The sequence below is a fragment of the Photorhabdus noenieputensis genome, from assembly GCF_018448935.1.
GTDB classification, from domain to species: Bacteria; Pseudomonadota; Gammaproteobacteria; order Enterobacterales; family Enterobacteriaceae; genus Photorhabdus; species Photorhabdus noenieputensis.
Genome location: NZ_RCWC01000007.1, coordinates 19,092 through 36,658, shown reverse-complemented (window position 1 = coordinate 36,658; position 17,567 = coordinate 19,092). Strand labels below are relative to the sequence as shown.

The 17,567-nt window shown below is 47.0% G+C and carries 13 protein-coding genes; all 13 read left to right on the top strand.

Annotation, left to right across the window (positions count from 1 at the left end):
* Positions 1 to 4: 4 nt before the first annotated feature.
* Positions 5 to 1,816, top strand: a complete 1,812-nt coding sequence (gene tssF / locus EAE91_RS07310; protein WP_214087903.1) for a type VI secretion system baseplate subunit TssF — start codon at positions 5 to 7, stop codon at positions 1,814 to 1,816.
* Positions 1,807 to 2,799, top strand: a complete 993-nt coding sequence (gene tssG, locus EAE91_RS07305) for a type VI secretion system baseplate subunit TssG (RefSeq protein WP_214087902.1) — start codon at positions 1,807 to 1,809, stop codon at positions 2,797 to 2,799. Before tssF ends, tssG begins: the two co-directional genes overlap by 10 nt.
* A gap of 24 nt (positions 2,800 to 2,823) precedes the next feature.
* Positions 2,824 to 4,749: a type VI secretion system Vgr family protein gene (locus tag EAE91_RS07300; protein WP_214087901.1), complete on the top strand. Its 1,926-nt coding sequence runs from the start codon at positions 2,824 to 2,826 to the stop codon at positions 4,747 to 4,749.
* A gap of 31 nt (positions 4,750 to 4,780) precedes the next feature.
* A complete protein-coding gene (locus EAE91_RS07295) occupies positions 4,781 to 5,377 on the top strand; it encodes a DUF6931 family protein (protein WP_214087900.1) in 597 nt (198 codons plus the stop codon).
* The gene (locus EAE91_RS07290; protein WP_214087993.1) at positions 5,377 to 5,676 is read left to right on the top strand and encodes a PAAR domain-containing protein; all 300 of its coding nucleotides are present in this window, start codon (positions 5,377 to 5,379) and stop codon (positions 5,674 to 5,676) included. The genes EAE91_RS07295 and EAE91_RS07290 overlap by 1 nt, the downstream gene beginning before the upstream one ends.
* Before the next feature lie 13 nt (positions 5,677 to 5,689).
* Entirely contained in the window at positions 5,690 to 6,778 is a 1,089-nt protein-coding gene (tssA, locus tag EAE91_RS07285) for a type VI secretion system protein TssA (RefSeq protein WP_214087899.1), read from the top strand.
* Positions 6,779 to 6,794: 16 nt separating this feature from the next.
* Positions 6,795 to 7,472, top strand: coding sequence for a type VI secretion lipoprotein TssJ (locus EAE91_RS07280; RefSeq protein ID WP_214087898.1), 678 nt, complete (start codon positions 6,795 to 6,797; stop codon positions 7,470 to 7,472).
* Positions 7,473 to 7,475: 3 nt separating this feature from the next.
* Entirely contained in the window at positions 7,476 to 8,873 is a 1,398-nt protein-coding gene (gene tssK, locus EAE91_RS07275) for a type VI secretion system baseplate subunit TssK (protein ID WP_214087897.1), read from the top strand.
* Positions 8,870 to 9,493, top strand: coding sequence for a DotU family type IV/VI secretion system protein (locus EAE91_RS07270; protein WP_244868717.1), 624 nt, complete (start codon positions 8,870 to 8,872; stop codon positions 9,491 to 9,493). Before tssK ends, EAE91_RS07270 begins: the two co-directional genes overlap by 4 nt.
* Before the next feature lie 15 nt (positions 9,494 to 9,508).
* Complete coding sequence (locus tag EAE91_RS07265) at positions 9,509 to 13,021, top strand: type VI secretion protein IcmF/TssM N-terminal domain-containing protein (protein ID WP_214087896.1); 3,513 nt, start codon at positions 9,509 to 9,511, stop codon at positions 13,019 to 13,021.
* A complete protein-coding gene (gene tssH, locus EAE91_RS07260) occupies positions 13,014 to 15,596 on the top strand; it encodes a type VI secretion system ATPase TssH (RefSeq protein ID WP_214087895.1) in 2,583 nt (860 codons plus the stop codon). The genes EAE91_RS07265 and tssH overlap by 8 nt, the downstream gene beginning before the upstream one ends.
* A 71-nt stretch (positions 15,597 to 15,667) precedes the next feature.
* Positions 15,668 to 16,921, top strand: coding sequence for a hypothetical protein (locus EAE91_RS07255; RefSeq protein WP_244868716.1), 1,254 nt, complete (start codon positions 15,668 to 15,670; stop codon positions 16,919 to 16,921).
* A 16-nt stretch (positions 16,922 to 16,937) separates the two neighbouring features.
* The gene (locus EAE91_RS07250; protein ID WP_214087894.1) at positions 16,938 to 17,564 is read left to right on the top strand and encodes a response regulator; all 627 of its coding nucleotides are present in this window, start codon (positions 16,938 to 16,940) and stop codon (positions 17,562 to 17,564) included.
* Positions 17,565 to 17,567 lie beyond the last annotated feature (3 nt).

The following is a 17,567-nucleotide window of genomic DNA, read 5'->3' as shown; positions in this document are numbered from 1 at the left end:
CAAGATGATGTTATTACCACAAAAAATACTGACTTATTACAACCGGGAATTGAGTTATTTAAGACAATATGGCGCTGCTTTCTCTCAGCGTTTTCCCAAAATTGCCAAACGTCTTGGGTTCGCGGAAGGTGTTTCAGAAGATCCTCATGTAGAACGTTTGGTGGAATCTTTTGCATTTCTGACAGCAAAAATCCATCAGCGGATTGATGAAGATATGCCGGAACTCAGTAATGCTATGTTGGAAGTACTGGCGCCACAGTTTCTACGTCAAGTACCGTCGGTATCGTTGGTGCAGTTTCAACAGGACCCGTTAACATCCGGTGTGACCGGAATGATGACGGTAGCGCGGCATACTCCCTTGATTTCTCAACCGGTAGGTGATGTGACCTGCCGTTTCCGCACGGTATATCCGCTGGAGATGTTGCCATTGGATTTAACGCACGCAGAACTGACGCCAGACCCTTACGATCGGGATTTTATCTTAACGCTGAATTTTAACCTGTGGCCGGGCGCCAGTTTTCAGGCGCAACATATCCGGTTGTATTTACATGGCGCACCAGTGCTGACCCATAGTTTGTATGAATTATTATCGGCGCAAGTTAAGCAACTGGAGTGTCAGTTGGGTGAGCGTATATTCAACCTGAATAGCCGAGGTGTTCAGGTGGTGGGTTTCGATCCACAAGATAACTTATGCGCCGATGATTCATTGATAAATCCGGTTCATCACTTGTTTCGTGATTATTTTAGTTTCCCAGAAAAATTCTTATTCCTGGATATTCCGCTACCGGATGCGGGTTTGTTTACCAGTTCATTAGGGGAGCTGCAATACCGTTTCCGGCTTAAGGATTGTGTCGCATTACGTCGAATTGAACGTATGAGTGATAAAGTCAGCAACGAAACCTTCCGGCTAAATTGCGTGCCGATAATTAATCTGTTTCTTCATCAGGCGGAACCTATTATTCCACTGGAAACAGAACATGAATATTTGGTTCAACCGGATGCCCGTCGCCCGCAAAGTATGGAAGTTTATACCATCGATCAGGTGGAAATTGTCAGCCGTCAGCAGGAACAATTAAGCTCCAAACCGGTGCCGTCATTATTTGGTATTGAACATACACAGTCTGACGAACAGGTCCCGTTATTTTGGCAGGCAACGCCGCGCCCCTCACTGAGGCATAACGATCTGGGGATGAATATGTTCATCGGTTTTTCTGATAGCAGTGGTGAACATCTGAAACCCGAAACCGATGTGGTGATCTTGAGTTTGACCTGTACTAACCGTGATATACCGCGGCAGTTGAGCAACGGCCATCCAGATGGCGATTTCGAATCAGAAAGCGCACTTCCGGGCGTAAAAATTCTGGGATTGATTCGTCCTCGCTTGCCGGTGCGTCCACAACCCAATAGTGCATTGAACTGGCGGTTGGTATCGCAACTCAATTTGAACCAAATGCTACTGAATGGTCCGCAGGGTGTTCAGTGTTTAAAAGAGGCGCTAGAACTCTACAACCTGCTTGGCGATCCAGCCATATCGCGGTTGATTGCACAATTACAGCAGGTGGCTATTGCGCCGGTGAGCGCACGCCTGAATCCCGCCGATCCCTATTCCTTGGCGCGTGGGCTGGAGGTGACATTGACATTTCAGGCACCAGCGGGGGAATTTGTGGATTTTTATCTATTTTGTAGCCTGCTAGAACGTTTTATCGCGATGTATGCGCCAATTAATAGCTTCACGCAGACCGTAACGCAGCTAGAGACGGTTAATAACAGTACCCGCCGTTGGCCGCGTCGCTGTGGGAGACTGACATGGCTTTAGAAAATAAGCTACGTTTAGCTGGCGGCCGTTTTTATCAAAATGTACGCCGTTTACTTAAACGTTGTCGCCAACGAGAAGAAACAGCAATCACTCCTGATGATGTAGTGCAATTTAGCTCTGTACTGACATTAGATGCGCCGGAAAGGGAAGTAGAGTCTCTATTACCACCGCAAGAAGGGTACGAACAGTATCGCATGACGGTACATCACTTTGGTCTATTAGGAACCCTCGGTGCATTACCGTTGCGCTATACCGAATGGCTGATTGACCGGCGTTATCGCTACGGCGACGAATCAGCTCAGGCATTTATTGATATTTTTACTCATCGTCTGCTTAGCCTGCGTTTTCAAGCGTGGCAGAAATACCGGTTATATATCAATACCGAATTGCAAAACCATGCCGAATTGCAAAACAATAAAGAGTTACAAACTCATCGGTCTTTACCGGCAGTCATTCCAGCAGTTATCGGCCAGTTGATGGCGGATACCACACAACGTTCTCATCCCGCTTGTGTCGGATTATTGGCAACACCGGTCCGCTCAATGGTGAATTTGCAACACCTGTTGCAGCGAGAGTTTGGTATGGCGGTCAACATCCAGCCCTTTAAAGGGCGCTGGCAATATGCTGATCAGGCTCACTGTTGCTGTTTAGGTCGCAGTTTGTTAGGCGATAACCCGATGTTGGGTAACGCTTATTGGGATATTCAATCAAGATTTCATGTTCAGTTAGGGCCGTTTGCCGCTCGGCAGCGAGCCGCCTTTATGCCGGGAAATGAACAATATCGCAAACTGACACAATGGGTGTGGCAATTTGCCGGGCCGTTGCTCTCCTTTTCACTGGAATTGCTGGTACAGCATAGTGGGCGAGGTAACGTATTAAATGGCAGCCATCAATTGGGGTGGGATGGTTGTTTGGGCGACACCGGCGAGAGCCATATTCAGCGTATCTATTTGGCTGAATGTACCGGCCCCTACGCAAATTAAACAAAAAACGCAGGTAATAAAAAGATGTTGTTAGGGCAAAAGAATCGTTTTTTACAGGTTATCAGTAGCCTGTCAGATATTGTGGCACTGAACAAAATAGAGGGTGAAGAGCACCTGTCGCGGCCTTATTCATTTTCTGCTCAGCTCTATTCCAGCGCAGACTGGGATAAGCTGGAGTCTCATATCGGTAAACCTTTGGCATTTCGTCTTGGTGAAGCGCCGAATCATCGCATTGTGCATGGCATATTGACTGAATTACAGCAACAAGGTTTTAACGACGGCCAGTTTTGTTATCAAGCCCGTATTGAACCCTGGCTGAAAATGCTGACCTTAACCCATAACTTGCGCGTCTATCAGCGCATCAGTGTGCCGGATATGGTATGTGATATTTTCCGTAAACGTGGGTTTAACGACGTTGAACTGGCGCTAAAAAGCCGTTATCCGAAGCTTGAATATTGTATGCAATACAAGGAATCAGATTTTGACTTTGTGACACGTCAACTGGAACAAGCGGGGATTTTCTATTTCTTCCGCCATGAAGAGGGGCGTCATGTACTGGTATTGGCGGATCACTCTTCGACGTTTATTAACGCGCCTTTAGCGGTATTGCCATATCAATCGAAGATCGGTGATCAACAAGGCTATGGGCTACGCGCCTGGCATATTCATCGCACAATGATTCCAGGTATGGCGGAAATGAATGGTTATAACGTTAAAAGTGCCGCGGCAATTAGTGCTAGCGCCAAAGCGAACAGTGGTTATTCCACCAATCCTAAGCTTTCTATCTATGACGACCGGCGTCAGGAGGAGCGTAATCAACTGGAAACACAAGCAACGCTGTGCATGGAACAATGGGAATCACAATCCTATTACGCACATGCCGTTAACAGTTATCCCAGTTTACAAGTGGGGCATCAGTTCACCTTGAAAGGGCACACCAGCGCCGATGGCCGCTATGCCGTGGGCCACCAGCGATTAAAAGCGGAGAACAATCTGGAGGAAGGCGAATTACTATTTTCGTCTCAGGTGACCTTATTCCCGGCGAATAAAACATTTCGCCCGCGTTCTTCTGTTACGCGGCCCTACATTTCCGGCGTATTGTCCGCGCTGGTGGTAGGGCCGACGTCAGAAGAGATTCATACGGATGAACAGGGCCGCATCAAAATCCAGTTTCACTGGGATAAAGAACATAAAAAAAATGATGACAGTTCCTGCTGGATACGTGTCAGTCAATTCTGGAACGGCGCAAAGTTTGGTGCGCAATTTGTGCCACGAGTGGGCAGTGAAGTATTGGTGAGTTTTATCGATGGCGACCCGGATAGCCCGCTGGTAACCGGAACGGTTTATAACGGGGTGAAAATGCCACCGTTTGCACTACCGAGACAAAAAACTCAAAGTGGGATTGCGACGCGCAGTAGTGCAAAAGGCACAGTGGAACAAGGGCATCAGTTTTGTTTCGAAGATAAGAAAGGTGAAGAGTTTATTTTGCTTCACTCACAAAAAGATATGCGCCTGAAAGTGAAAAATGATTTTTCAGCGCAGATCGATCGCAACGTGTTATGGGAAATCCAAGAAAAGCGCGATACCCAAATTAAAAAGGGCAATGACACATTAATTTTGAGCGCAGGTAGTTATGAACTGGAGGTATCCAGAGGTAACGCCAAAATCAATGTCGGTCAACAATGCACAATCACGGCAAATCAGGGCATTGAACTGAAAGTCGGTGCCAGCCAATTATCGATTACCCCGACCGGGATCACCATCAAAGCGCCATCCGTCACTGTAGAGGGAACAGGAAAACTGGCGTTGAAGAGCAATGGCATGGCGGAGCTAACTGGCACCACAGTAAAAGTAGAAGGCAGTGCAATGGCACAATTAAAAGGCGGCATTGTTCAGGTGGATGCGACCGGCATTGCTATGGTGAAAGGCACTCTGACCAAGATTGGTTAATAACAGGATCAAATAATAAGAGTTTGCAGTCATGGTTAAATTACGACATTGCCAACTTTCGCCACAGGCGGAATTGGCACTACAACAACACGCGGCACATGAACAAAATCTATCAGCGCTTAACAAGGAAATGTTGTGGCAAGACGCGGTGTACTACACCATTTTTATGTTGCCTTACACCCAGGCTCTGGAGCTGGTACTGACATTCATCTCCTGCGTTTACGAACGCGATCTCATACAAGGACAACGGTCGTTATTGCAACAGGTGCGGCGCTGGCGGGTTGATGGTGGTGATCCTTTACGTCATGAACTGTTCGAACAGGCACAAACAGTGGGGTTCGATAACCCAATTTCATGTCTGGTGCTTTCCGTTTTTTGGAGTGAAGGCAGTATGACCACGCCGGATCTGGAAGCGGTCTATCCACAACCGTGGCAGTCACTGGCGGCATTAGCCGATACGTTGTGCCTGATATTGCACCTTTATGGCGAACAACCGGAACAACAAATGCGGTACGTTGAGCAATTTTTTCAACTGGCGCACGGTCAACTAAGACAATTGCCACTGTCACAAGATCAGGGACGTAAAACCTATCTGTATCATGAAGCCACATTATCAGGAGAACAATGATGCCAATGCCGGCTGCCCGTGTGGGTGATATGCATATTTGTCCAATGGTCTCGCCTGCGGTACCGCCGGTGCCACATGTAGGCGGACCGATTATGCCGCCAGGTGTACCAACGGTGCTGATTGGTGGATTACCCGCGGCGACAATGGGCTCAATGTTGGTGTGCGTCGGGCCGCCGGATACGGTGGTCATGGGCAGCCCAACGGTATTGATTGGCGGACGGCCTGCGGCCAGACTCGGCGATCTGTGTGCACATGGCGGCATAATTACTACCGGTTACCCATTGGTGATTATTGCTTGAAATGGAAGTCACTGTGAACTTAACCCAGACAGATATCGCGCGTTTTTTGCAACCCATTACCGCTGACGAACCAGCGGGATGCGATATTGAATACGAATCTATTTTTGAACAAATAAACGCCGCACGCGAAACCGACGACGATTTCCTCCAAGACGATGCATGGGGTTATGAAACCCGTCAGGCTGATTGGATGAAGGTTTCAGCGTTGTGTCAGGAAGTACTGGAAAAACAGAGTAAAGACTTGCAAATAGCCTGCTGGTTAACCCAAGCGCAAGGGGAACTGTATGGTCTGGCAGGGATTAGCGGCGGTATCACATTACTTGCCCATCTATTGGAAACTTTTTGGCCGGTACTTTACCCGCCGCTGGATGATACAGAGACAAACAGTGCGGATGCCCGTCTTGGTCGGTTAAGCTGGTTGGATAATCAATTGGTGAAACAACTAGACAATCTGACACTGACCGATGATGGCAAATTGAGCTTAAGCGTCTGGCAACGGGTGCAATATTTTGAACAACACGTTGCCGTTAATAGCGAATTACGCAGTGCCTTGATCAGTGATGGTTATTTCGGTATCGCTGAGTGTGACGGCAGCATTCGCACTACGCCAGTCGAACAATTTAACCAACTGCTGATGCGGGCTGAACAAGTTAGTAAGGCATTGTCAGAACTGCAACACATCATGGCAAACCTGTTGCCGGATGTCGGTAACAGCATGAGTGCCAGCACCCAACAGTTGCAAGATCTGGTGGTCTTAATCGAACGATTTCGTGAAATGGTGGCACCGGGATCAAGCCAGGAATACGGCAATAGCAATGAAAGCAATGAAGCAATAGCGGCAGGGGGAGATGCACCAAACGGCATGAATACGACTTTTTTAACAGAAGATCGGGCGCACCATGAAATGCGCACTATCGCCATAGGACAAATGATCAATATCGCCAATTACTTTCGTCAAAATGAACCTACCAGTCCAGTGCCTTATTTAATTGAACGTGCAGCGCGTTGGGCAAATATGGGCATGGCCGAATGGCTGGAAGAAATGATGTCAGAAAATACTTCCGCGCTACAGGAAATTATGCGCGTGATGAAAGGACCATAAATAAACAGAGAGCCAAATGAATAACATAAATTTTTATAGCGTCATTAAACGCCGTTTTTTAATACTAACAGCAATTATTTTAATAAGTGGTTGTAGTCATTCTATCTCCAACGATGAAAAACGCTTACAGGCAATTGAACAAGCCAAACCGGTTTATGCCAGTAATGCCATTCATTTAAAAATAACCGCGGTTCCGCAACTGAATGTTTTTAATAATATGTCGAACAGTTGCACCATATTAATTGCTCAAGCAGAAAAACGTGAGCAATTAGATAAATTACTGGCCAATCCCGTGTTATTACGCAATTTATTTGCCGGCACTGGTGCAACAGAGCAAATATTACAGTTGGATAATTACGTGATGATGCCGGGACAATCCGTATCTTTACACATCGATAGAGCGGAACAGGCGCGTTATATCGCATTAATTGCCGGTTACTACCCAGCGCCAGACAGTACTCATACCCGAGTATTATCACTGCCGCTGCGCCTTGAGCAACACGGTTGGTGGAATAGCTCCTGGAGCGCTGAATTTGTTCCCATGCGCATTAATCTAACACTAGGACGTTACGCCATTATCCGCAGTGATTTCTCAGCAGGTAACACGGGAGATGAGGTAGTTTTCCCTGGACAAATAGCTTTCTCTGGACAAACGGCAGAATCCGGCAGCGACGAAAGTTTGTTGAGGAAGTAACCTATGTTTGAATATAAACCGATCTATTGGTATTCAGGCTTGTATTTACAGCCGCAACACTTTCAGGCCCATGAATTGCAACAACAATACTGGCAAGGGCGCTATCAGTTACTGACACAGCCTTATGCTTTTGGTGTGGTAAAACTTGCATTCAATCTGGCCGCCCTAAGTGATGAAGTGCTGAGTATCCATCACGCCGCGTTCATTTTTCCCGATGGTTGCTACGTGGACTGTGATGTCAACGGCGTACTCAGTGCCCGATCATTACGGGATTGCTGGCCGGTACGAGACAAACCGCAACGCATTTATGTTGGTCTGCGTATGTTCAGCCATAATCAGAGTAACGTCACCGGCATCACGGATGCCAACAGTGTCGGTAATATCACCAGTCGTTGGGTAACATGGCCGCAAGAACAGCGTATGCGGGATGCTTTTGGCGAGGGGCCGGAAGCGGAAGTGCAACAACTGACCTATAACTTACGTTTTTTCTTGCACGATGAGATTGCTCAGGCAACGGGTTACACACTGCTTCCGGTTGGCCAACTGCACTGCACCAGTGACGGTATTGCGCTGGATAACCGCTATCTACCGCCATGTTTAACGCTCTATGCCGTGCCACAACTGGGCCAGCGCATTGGTCAACTGTGTCAGGAGTTAACCGGGCGTGTCCATCAATTGGAAGAATTGAAACGCCCTCAAACGCTGGAAGGGGAAATTTATACCCAAGAAAAAAGCACATTATTGCTGACACTACGGACTCTGGCGCGTTATGTCGTACAGTTGCACCATTTTCAGGAAGCGAGAGATGTTCACCCCTTACAGATTTTTGGGTTATTGCGCCAACTAATCAGCGAGCTTTCCTGTTTTACCGATCGTTGCTCCTTTTTAGGCGAGTGGAACGGGCAGGAAACAGCACTGGATAAATATCAGCATCTGGAGCTGGCGCTGACTCTTGATAGTTGTGAACGAACAATTGCCGATTTGCTTAATGCACTGGTGCTGGAACCAAACACCGTGATCCCTCTGCAACAAGAAAGCCACGGTTATTATCATGCTGCTTTCAATAGAACCAGCGTCAATGAACAACAACGGCTTTATTTGGTGCTGCGTTCTGACAGCTTTAGCCATCGTGAGCGTGAAATTCCTGATGATCGCCTGATTAAACTGGCAGCGGCGGAACAGATCGACAGCATTATTAACCGTGCTTTACCCGGTGTGCGTCTGTACTACCAGGAAATTGCGCCACATGGTTTACCCAACCGGACAAATACCCGCTATTTCCGGCTAGAAAACCGGGGTGCGTTATGGCGGCAGGTAGAAGATAGTGAACGTGTGGCGGTGCACTGGGCAGATGCGCCAGACGATTTACAAATAGAAATCGTTATAGTGAGAGCATCATGATGCAGTTGTTGGATTGTTATATTCCGGTATTCACTTGCGTATTGCGCATGATCCAGCAGCAGGTGAATCAAGCGGAAACCTTGCGGCAAACCTTATTAGCTGAGTTGACACAAGCACAGAATAGGGCGCGTTTGCAGGGTTATGGAACGCAAGATATCGAAGAGGCAAATTTCGCCGTGGTGGTTTGGGCAGACGAAGCCATTTTGTGTGCCGGTCAAAAAGAACTGAATGTTTGGCGTCAATCTTCATTACAAGCAGAGCTTTATGATGCCGAACTGGGTGGAAATACGTTTTTTGATCGCCTTGCCACGTTAGTAGCGAATAATTATCAGGTTCGATTAGTCTATGTTTTTTGTCTGCTTGCCGGATTTTATGGTCGATATGGCAAACGTGATAATTTGGAATTACACAATATTATCCAGCAAGAATTAGATAATCTTCCTGATACTTTGCGTGGTTATCTCTCTTTAGAAAATCACCGATTAATGAATAGGTACGACAACAAATTGAAAAATTTGCGCCAAAATAATAAATGGCGCATAAAATTAATATTATTTATGTCATCTCTTACATTAATTTATATTTTTCTTACCGTCTATTTATTAAGTATTGGCCGATAAATTCGGAAATTAAACATGAAAAAATTATTTTATGCCATTGTCTGGCTTAGCGTGATGGTTATCCTTTTATTATTCAGTTTAACTATTGCGGTGGTATTTTCATGGCCGACAATAGGTGGCCTGTTACTATTTATTTGCCTATTGCTGTTGTTATTATTGTTGCGTGGGGCAATAGCATTCATGCCGCAAATAATGAATAAACTGAGTTGGATAAATAAACTCTGGCGGAAAGGAGATAACCGTCTGGAATATTTATTGTACCAGCATTGGTGGCAGGGAGGATATTTACAAAGTTGGCGTCGATTCCGTTCACTGTTACACCGTAACGATCCTGTTCCATCGTGGTTTCTGGTGGTAGGGGAACGGAGTAATGGTAAACAGAAGCTGTTAACACACTGCAATGTGGAACCCATGACGGGGAAAAATCTGCCGTCACTGACAGAAAACACCTTCACTTGCCGCTGGTGGTTCTTCCGCCGGGCAATGTATATGGTCATTTCCGGCCGCTATACCGAAGGTCAATCCTTGTACCGGCAAGCCTGGTTGCGTCTGATACGCTGGATAGCACAGGTGCGTAAACCGGCTGGTGTACTCGTTTGCTTGTCAGTGGAACAATTGCTAAACAGCGACAATCGAGCGCTCTATATCGCCGCACGCCAAGTACGTGCGCAGTTAGAGCCATTACAGATACGTCTGGAACGCCGCTTGCCAATCTGGTTGATCCTTACCCATAGTGAAACATTGCCGGGGTTTGACCATTGGTGCGCCCAACTGTCAGCAGAACAACGTACTGAATTACTGGGTGATTTTATCGAGCATCATACGGTGGGTAATGTCACCGACGTGCTGAATAAGAGTATGAGCACCATTGTTAACACTTTGAAAATGATGCGTCTTAAATTGCTCAATCAGCAACGTCAGCAACCCAATGCGGAAGTTTTAGCGTTACCAGAAACCGTAGCTCAATTGCAACCAGCACTGAGTTGCTACCTGAATGCACTATTCGACCAAGACCATTATTTGGAGCATGGCCTGTTACGGGGCATGTTTTTTACTGCCGAACATCAGACCACGGGCATTTTCAGCCACCGGTTGTTGGGCGAATATCTGCCAGACCAAGTTAGCCAACATCAAGGTAGTGATAGCGTATTGCTGACCGGCTGGCGGACATTGACCAAACGCGTATTAGTTAGCCTACTGAGTTTGATGCTGGTATACGGTGCAGGCAATGCATTGATGACTACCTGGCGTGGTGTTACGCAACTTGAAAATATTCGTGAAGTCAACCCACTTGAGCGGAGTTACTTACGCTATCAACAAGTCGAGTACTGGTTGCAGGAAACCCTGTCATCTCTGCTTTTTTATCCAGTCAGCCATACTATGGAACAACGGATGGCGCGGCAGTATCAACAACAAGCACCTGTTGGTGTATTCAACCCGGAATCGGTAGCGACACACTTGCTAGCACGTTTCCGTAGCGCTGAGGCACCGCAAAAACGGCTATTGGCTTTACACTGGGCACGTTTTATTAACATTGAACAGGCAATGGCGCATGGCGCTACGTTAGAAACTTTACAGCATATGCCTGCTTATTCATCCTCACTGTTAAGTGGCGAAAACGATCCTTTATCAGCAGAACAACGCGTTGCACTCCGTCTGGCGCAATATCGCCAAAGCAACGCACAGCAAGAATTTGATCGGTGGCGGAATGTATTGCAAACACTCCTGAAAGATAGCAGTAACTGGCAATGGCTGTTAGCCGACGAACAACCGGCTGGCACACGTTCGCTGACGCTGGCTGATTTCTGGCCGCTGACCAGAGAAGATGCCGACACCATTAACGCTCGTATCCGCGGTGTCTATACCCAAGCCGGTGAGCAAGATACTCAGGCAACCTTGGACGAACTGGCACAAGCCCTTAACAACTCGGCATTTTTTGATCCTTTACAGCGTTCATTTTATCAACAGTATCAAAATCAGCGTCAATCAGAGTGGTTAGCATTCGCTCAGACTATGCCTCAAGGGGAAACGTTAGTACGAGGCAAGAAAAATTGGCAGGCGTTGATATTAGCAACAAGTCAATATGACAGCCCCTATATTGCCTTTCTGACACAGTTAGAACGTGATTTATCCACGGTAGAATCGGCGGAGCAGCAGCCTTGGTTGCAGACACAACACCGTTTATGGCAACTGCATGGCTATGTGCAAAAAAGTAACGTCATGCAACGGGTCTCGCTAGGGAACCTCTCTGTGCGCCAACGCATCATGTCATGGTTTGGTATTTCACCGCAGACCTCTGTACGGCTGGATGACAACGTACTGACACGCTATCGCGTCTACCGGCAAGCGGTGCAGTTAAATAGCCAACGCGAGTTGCTCAGTGACATGGAAACCGAAATGTTGGTTAAAAATGCACTAAATAGCGAGAAAGAGGAACTGGATGATAGTGGTCTGCGTGCATTATTCAACCGTTTCACCCTGTGGCGTCACGAGGCCGAAAGCAAACAGAATACCGGCGTAACCGGGGTAAATGAAACCTTATGGCGACTCTATCAAGGTGATGCACATCTGGTATTACGTTATGCCTTCTTAAGTGCCGCCAGCCGCTTGCAAACCCAATGGGAAAGCAAAGTGATTTGGCCGATGGAAAAATTGAGCAGACAGGAACTGTTTGATGGCCGGGAATTGAACGCGCGTTTGTATGAATACAGTAACGCATTTGTACGGGATACCGCAGGGTATGCGCTGGATATTCGTCCTGAAGGGATTAAACGTCAAGAAATGGAAGATGTGCTCTTTCCGTTTAACGATGATTTCATTTTCTATATTAATAATCTCATCCAGCCAAATGACCTACTTTCAGCGACATCGGATATTCGTCGTCGCCTGCAAGAGAAACTTGCCTTACTGGAAAGCGAGCAGCAACTGGCGACAGCACAACAGGAACCGGAACAAGAACAGAAGCCATTGGCGGAAGTCACGATTGTTAGTCAACCGGCGACCGCTAACCGAGGAGCAAGGGTATTGCCAGTGGGCAGTTCAGTGACGTTGAGTTGTGATGATGGCGTACAGCAGCTTAAAAGCATGAATTTCAATGACAGCATGACGCTGCATTGGCACCCGGGAACATGCGGTAAAGTACAAATTGATGTCTATTTTCCTCGCTTTACATTAAGCAAAAGTTACGTTGGCCCCGATGGTTTGCTGCAATTTATGCACGCTTTTTCTCGCGGTGAGCTGACACTGGCAGCACAAGCGTTCCCACAGCAGCGCGATGAATTAAATGCACTGGGTATCAATAACATCACTGTGCGCTATCAAGTCAGCGGAAACAAAGCTGTTTCAACACTGTATCAGCAGTGGCGGCAACATCAGCAACAACAAACGGCATTATTAGAACAACGCAACCGACTGGATAGCCAGTTGTTAAATTTAAGTGAGCCAACAGTGGCAAAAGGAACCCTCTCTACTTTGCCATCACAGATCACCACCCATTGGAACGAATTAAGGAAACCTAAAAGTGAGTAATTATCTCAAACAGATCGTGAGTAAATTAACGGTAGAAGCGCGTCAGTGCCTTGATGAAGCCGCTAATCTTTCGGTACGGCGTACCCATCATGAAGTGGAAATTGAACATCTACTATTGGCTTTGTTTGAAAAACAGCTTCCGACGATAGAACAAGTGTGTCACCACGGTGGTATTGATACCATGACGTTGCTGAACGCCTGTCAGAGATCACTGACATTATTACGCAGTGGTAATCATCGTCCGCCGGTACTGGCTACCAGCCTAACTGAATGGATAGAACAGACCTGGATGCACGCCAGTACTCATTGGGGAGCATCACAGATTACCGCTCAGGCGCTGATTGTGGCTTTGATCATGAATCCGTCACTGCACCATTCACTTACCTCAGAATTACAGCAAGCGTTACAGGGTAACACCGATGGGATAGAACAGTGGTTGCGTACACAGACAAATACGACACCACAACACATTACGGCACCTGTTGGGGATAATACCCAATCCGCGCTGGCACAATACACGCATCACCTGACACAGGCAGCACGTGATAACAAACTCGATCCGGTTTTAGGACGTGAGCGAGAGATCCGTCAATTAATTGATGTGCTATTACGCCGTCGCCAAAATAACCCTTTGTTAACCGGTGAAGCGGGCGTCGGTAAAACCGCTCTGATTGAGGGGCTTGCTCAGCGGATTGTTGATGGCCGTGTACCGAAAGTTTTGGCACAAGCTGAATTATTTACCCTGGATATGGGGCTGTTACAAGCGGGCGCTAGCGTAAAAGGTGAGTTTGAAAGCCGTCTGCAAAAATTATTAGATGAAGTGAAGGGGTATCCCACACCAGTTATCCTGTTTATCGATGAAGCACATATGTTGATTGGCGCAGGCGGCCAGGCCGGACAAAACGATGCGGCTAATCTGTTGAAACCCGCGCTAGCACGTGGCGAATTACGGGCAATTGCGGCAACCACTTGGTCTGAATATAAGAAGTACTTTGAAAAAGACGCAGCGTTAGCGCGTCGTTTCCAAGTGATCAAAGTCGAAGAGCCTACGCTAGAACTGGCAATCGCCATGTTGCGTGCCATGACACCGGCAATGGAAAAACATCATGGCGTCAAAGTACTTGCAGAGGCGGTCACGGAAGCGGTTACGTTAGCCAACCGCTATATCACTGGACGTCAGTTGCCGGATAAATCGGTCAGCCTGTTAGATAGCGCCTGTGCCCGCGTTGCCGTTTCACAGACCGATGAACCGGCACCAATTGAAGATCTGCGTGCCATGCTGACAAACATTGTTACCGAACAGGAAGCATTGTTACGCGAAGGCGGCCATGAAACTCAGCTACAGAAATTGACGCAACGTCAGGCTGAATTGCAAGCATCACTGGAAGAAATTTTGCAGGAATATCATGCTCAACGTCAGTTGGTCAATGACATCCTCGCCTGTGAAGAGCACGACGAGCGGCTACCTGTGTTACGTGCAGAACTGCATCAGCGCCATCATCAACACGCTTACGTCTTTGACTGTGTTGATGCCGCTTGTGTCGCAGACATTGTTGCCGGCTGGACAGGAATTCCCCTTGGCCGGATGGTGGAAAATGAACGCGATGTGTTGCGCCAGTTAGCAACCCGTCTCGGCCAGCGAGTTATGGGGCAAGATCATGCGCTCAGTCAGATAGCCCGTCAAATTAGGATTGCTAAAGCACAACTGGCCGATCCGGCCAAACCCACCGGAGTATTTATGCTCACAGGGCCTTCCGGTGTAGGGAAAACCGAGACCGCCTTAGCGCTGGCTCATGAGCTGTATGGCGGTGAACATCATCTGATCACGATTAACATGTCGGAATATCAGGAAGCTCATTCGGTTTCCGGCCTAAAAGGTTCTCCTCCGGGCTATGTCGGTTATGGACAAGGTGGTGTATTGACCGAAGCGGTTCGACGTCAACCTTACAGCGTAGTACTACTTGATGAAGTGGAGAAAGCTCACCCCGATGTACTGGAACTGTTCTTTCAGGTATTCGATAAAGGCATGATGGAAGATGCCGAAGGGCAACAGATTAACTTTCGCAATACGCTGATTATCCTGACCACTAATGCAGCAGCAGATTTGGTGATACGTGCAGCAACACACGGCGTAACAGAGCAGGGGGAAAATCGCCCGGCCACTCTGAAAGATATTCAGGAGATTATCCGGCCAGAGCTGCAACGTATATTTACGCCAGCATTTTTAGGTCGTTTACAGGTTATCCCTTATCTGCCAGTACACGGCGAAGTTCTGCATGCCATTGTGTGCCATAAGTTGAATAAAATTGTCGTGCGCTACCGTCAATCAACTCAATGTGAATTGCACTATAGCGACACGCTGGTGGATTTTATCGCCGAAGAGTGCCGGATTGCGGAGAGCGGCGCTCGTGAAATTGATAATCTGTTAACTCAGTTCGTTCTGCCGTTGTTATCAGATCAGTTGCTGCTAGGTGATGCGCCGGTAAATCGGGATGTCTGGATGGATGTTACAGAAGGTCAGGTACAGTTACGATCAGCCCAAAAGAAACTATCACTATCTAATATTATCAACTAAGGGTAGCAAACACTTATCTCTGCTATTATTATTTTATGAATGTAACATCAGTGTTACGGAATAAGATCCCGATGAAAATGAAAAAGATAGTGATCTTCTGGTTTATTTTTACATTGGTCAATTTCGCGCTGGCACTGTTAAGCCTACAGGTACGGGATGTGTGGAGCCTGTCATCGCTGGTGTGGTTTCCGGCAGGCTTGTTACAAGGCATATTTTGCGTCAGGGCACCACGGTACTGGCTTATCTGGTTAATAACCGGTGCCTTGATTGCGCTGACCGCCAGTCAGTGGTATGGAAGACCGGTCAACGTATCGCTGATCTTTTCCTGTATCAATGTGATGATGCTGGTGGTAACAGCGCTGATCTGGCAGTTTTTTTACGGTGTCATGTGGGTCCCGAAGCGGGCAAGGGACATCCTTAGCTTGACCGTACTCTGTTCGTTAAGTGGCATCATTGAGCGACTTATCGCAAAATGGATACTTCATCTCTTTGGTTATCCTACCGACATATCGGTTTCATTACCGACTGTCGTAGGCTCAGTGTTGAGTTATCTGCCATTTACGCTGTTTGTTATCTCCTGTATTACCTATGAGAAAAATAGGGTTGAGAACTGGAAAATCTACGGTTTATGGCTGGTGGCCTTACTTGCCATGACAGCATTGTTCATCAGTCCGCCACCGGAAGCCGGGCAAATACACTGGCAAGGGATTGCGCTGCTGTTTTCTTTCAGTTTGCCGATGCTGCTAGCATTAAGTGGTAACCTGCTGGTATTAAGCAGCTTTTTATCCTTGTGTACGGTGGGGATCGTCAGCGCTACCATTTTTGGTCTTGGGCCATTCTCATCCCCGTTAACCCATGTCCAACAAAATGTGCAGATAGCGGCTTGGTACAGCACAGCGTTGACCTTGCCCGCGTTGTTATACTGTAGTTGTTTATCTAACATAATCAATGTGTTACATCGACATAAAACGCGTCTTCTGTTAATGAGAGCTATGTTGGATCAAGAACAGGTTAATTGCTTTCGGTTAAGCGCCAACGGGCATCTGTACTGGCATCATAATGGTTCTGTCTGGATGCGGTGCGGAAAAGCACCTGCCTCTTGGCCGCAATTGATGGCTTGGGTACATCAGGAAGATCGACACAAAATCGAACAGCTTAAAAATTCCGTCTCGCAAATACCGCAAACACTAAAAGTTCGGATTGCCGATGGCAAAGGTGAATTTAACCTGGTCATTATCGCCTTAATCGTCCATGTGGGAGGAGATGCCGGTTTTATTGAAGGAACGATACGTGAAATAGTAAATAAAAAAGTAAATAGAAAATAATCTGGAGAAATAACCCATGCCCAGACGAGTCATTATTGCCGACGATCATCCGGTATTCTTATTAGGACTACGTACGATACTGGCAACATTGCCGGAGAATTACCAAATTGTAGGGGAAGCTCATGATGTCGCCACGCTCTTCTCTCTGCTGGAAGAAAAAGAAACGGATATGTTGATTACGGATTTCATTATGCCGGGTAATAACCAGAGCGACGGTCTGAGGATGATTAGCCGAATACGGGAACAATATCCAAATCTGCCTATTGTGGTAATTACCATGATCAGCGACCGGAAAATCATTGCTTCACTGATTGATTACAGAGTAAAAGCGATTTTAAACAAAAACAGCTTATCCCACGAGCTGGTAAAAGGGTTATACAGTACAACCGGGCGTTATGAACCCTATTTAAGTGAACAATTTCTCGAATCACCGTGCGAGGAAGTTGTAAAAACACTAACCAGCAAAGAATTGGAGGTAATTAAATTGTTGGGGCAAGGGTTGAGTGTGAATGATATCGCTGCGCGTTTGTACCGAACTAAGCAGACAATTAGCGCACAAAAAATCAGCGCGATGAAAAAGCTCGGATTAGACAGTGAAGCCGCCCTTTATAATTATTTGCATCAGATTGGACTGGGGCTATAAGCC

What these genes read in the sequence shown, in the direction of transcription:
- EAE91_RS07295 (WP_214087900.1), top strand. Translation starts at nt 4,781, where the DNA reads ATGGTTAAATTACGACATTGCCAACTTTCGCCACAGGCGGAATTGGCA.
- EAE91_RS07265 (WP_214087896.1), top strand. Translation starts at nt 9,509, where the DNA reads ATGAAAAAATTATTTTATGCCATTGTCTGGCTTAGCGTGATGGTTATC.
- EAE91_RS07255 (WP_244868716.1), top strand. Translation starts at nt 15,668, where the DNA reads ATGAAAATGAAAAAGATAGTGATCTTCTGGTTTATTTTTACATTGGTC.
- EAE91_RS07290 (WP_214087993.1), top strand. Translation starts at nt 5,377, where the DNA reads ATGCCAATGCCGGCTGCCCGTGTGGGTGATATGCATATTTGTCCAATG.
- EAE91_RS07250 (WP_214087894.1), top strand. Translation starts at nt 16,938, where the DNA reads ATGCCCAGACGAGTCATTATTGCCGACGATCATCCGGTATTCTTATTA.
- EAE91_RS07300 (WP_214087901.1), top strand. Translation starts at nt 2,824, where the DNA reads ATGTTGTTAGGGCAAAAGAATCGTTTTTTACAGGTTATCAGTAGCCTG.
- tssK (WP_214087897.1), top strand. Translation starts at nt 7,476, where the DNA reads ATGTTTGAATATAAACCGATCTATTGGTATTCAGGCTTGTATTTACAG.
- EAE91_RS07270 (WP_244868717.1), top strand. Translation starts at nt 8,870, where the DNA reads ATGATGCAGTTGTTGGATTGTTATATTCCGGTATTCACTTGCGTATTG.
- tssG (WP_214087902.1), top strand. Translation starts at nt 1,807, where the DNA reads ATGGCTTTAGAAAATAAGCTACGTTTAGCTGGCGGCCGTTTTTATCAA.
- EAE91_RS07280 (WP_214087898.1), top strand. Translation starts at nt 6,795, where the DNA reads ATGAATAACATAAATTTTTATAGCGTCATTAAACGCCGTTTTTTAATA.
- tssF (WP_214087903.1), top strand. Translation starts at nt 5, where the DNA reads ATGATGTTATTACCACAAAAAATACTGACTTATTACAACCGGGAATTG.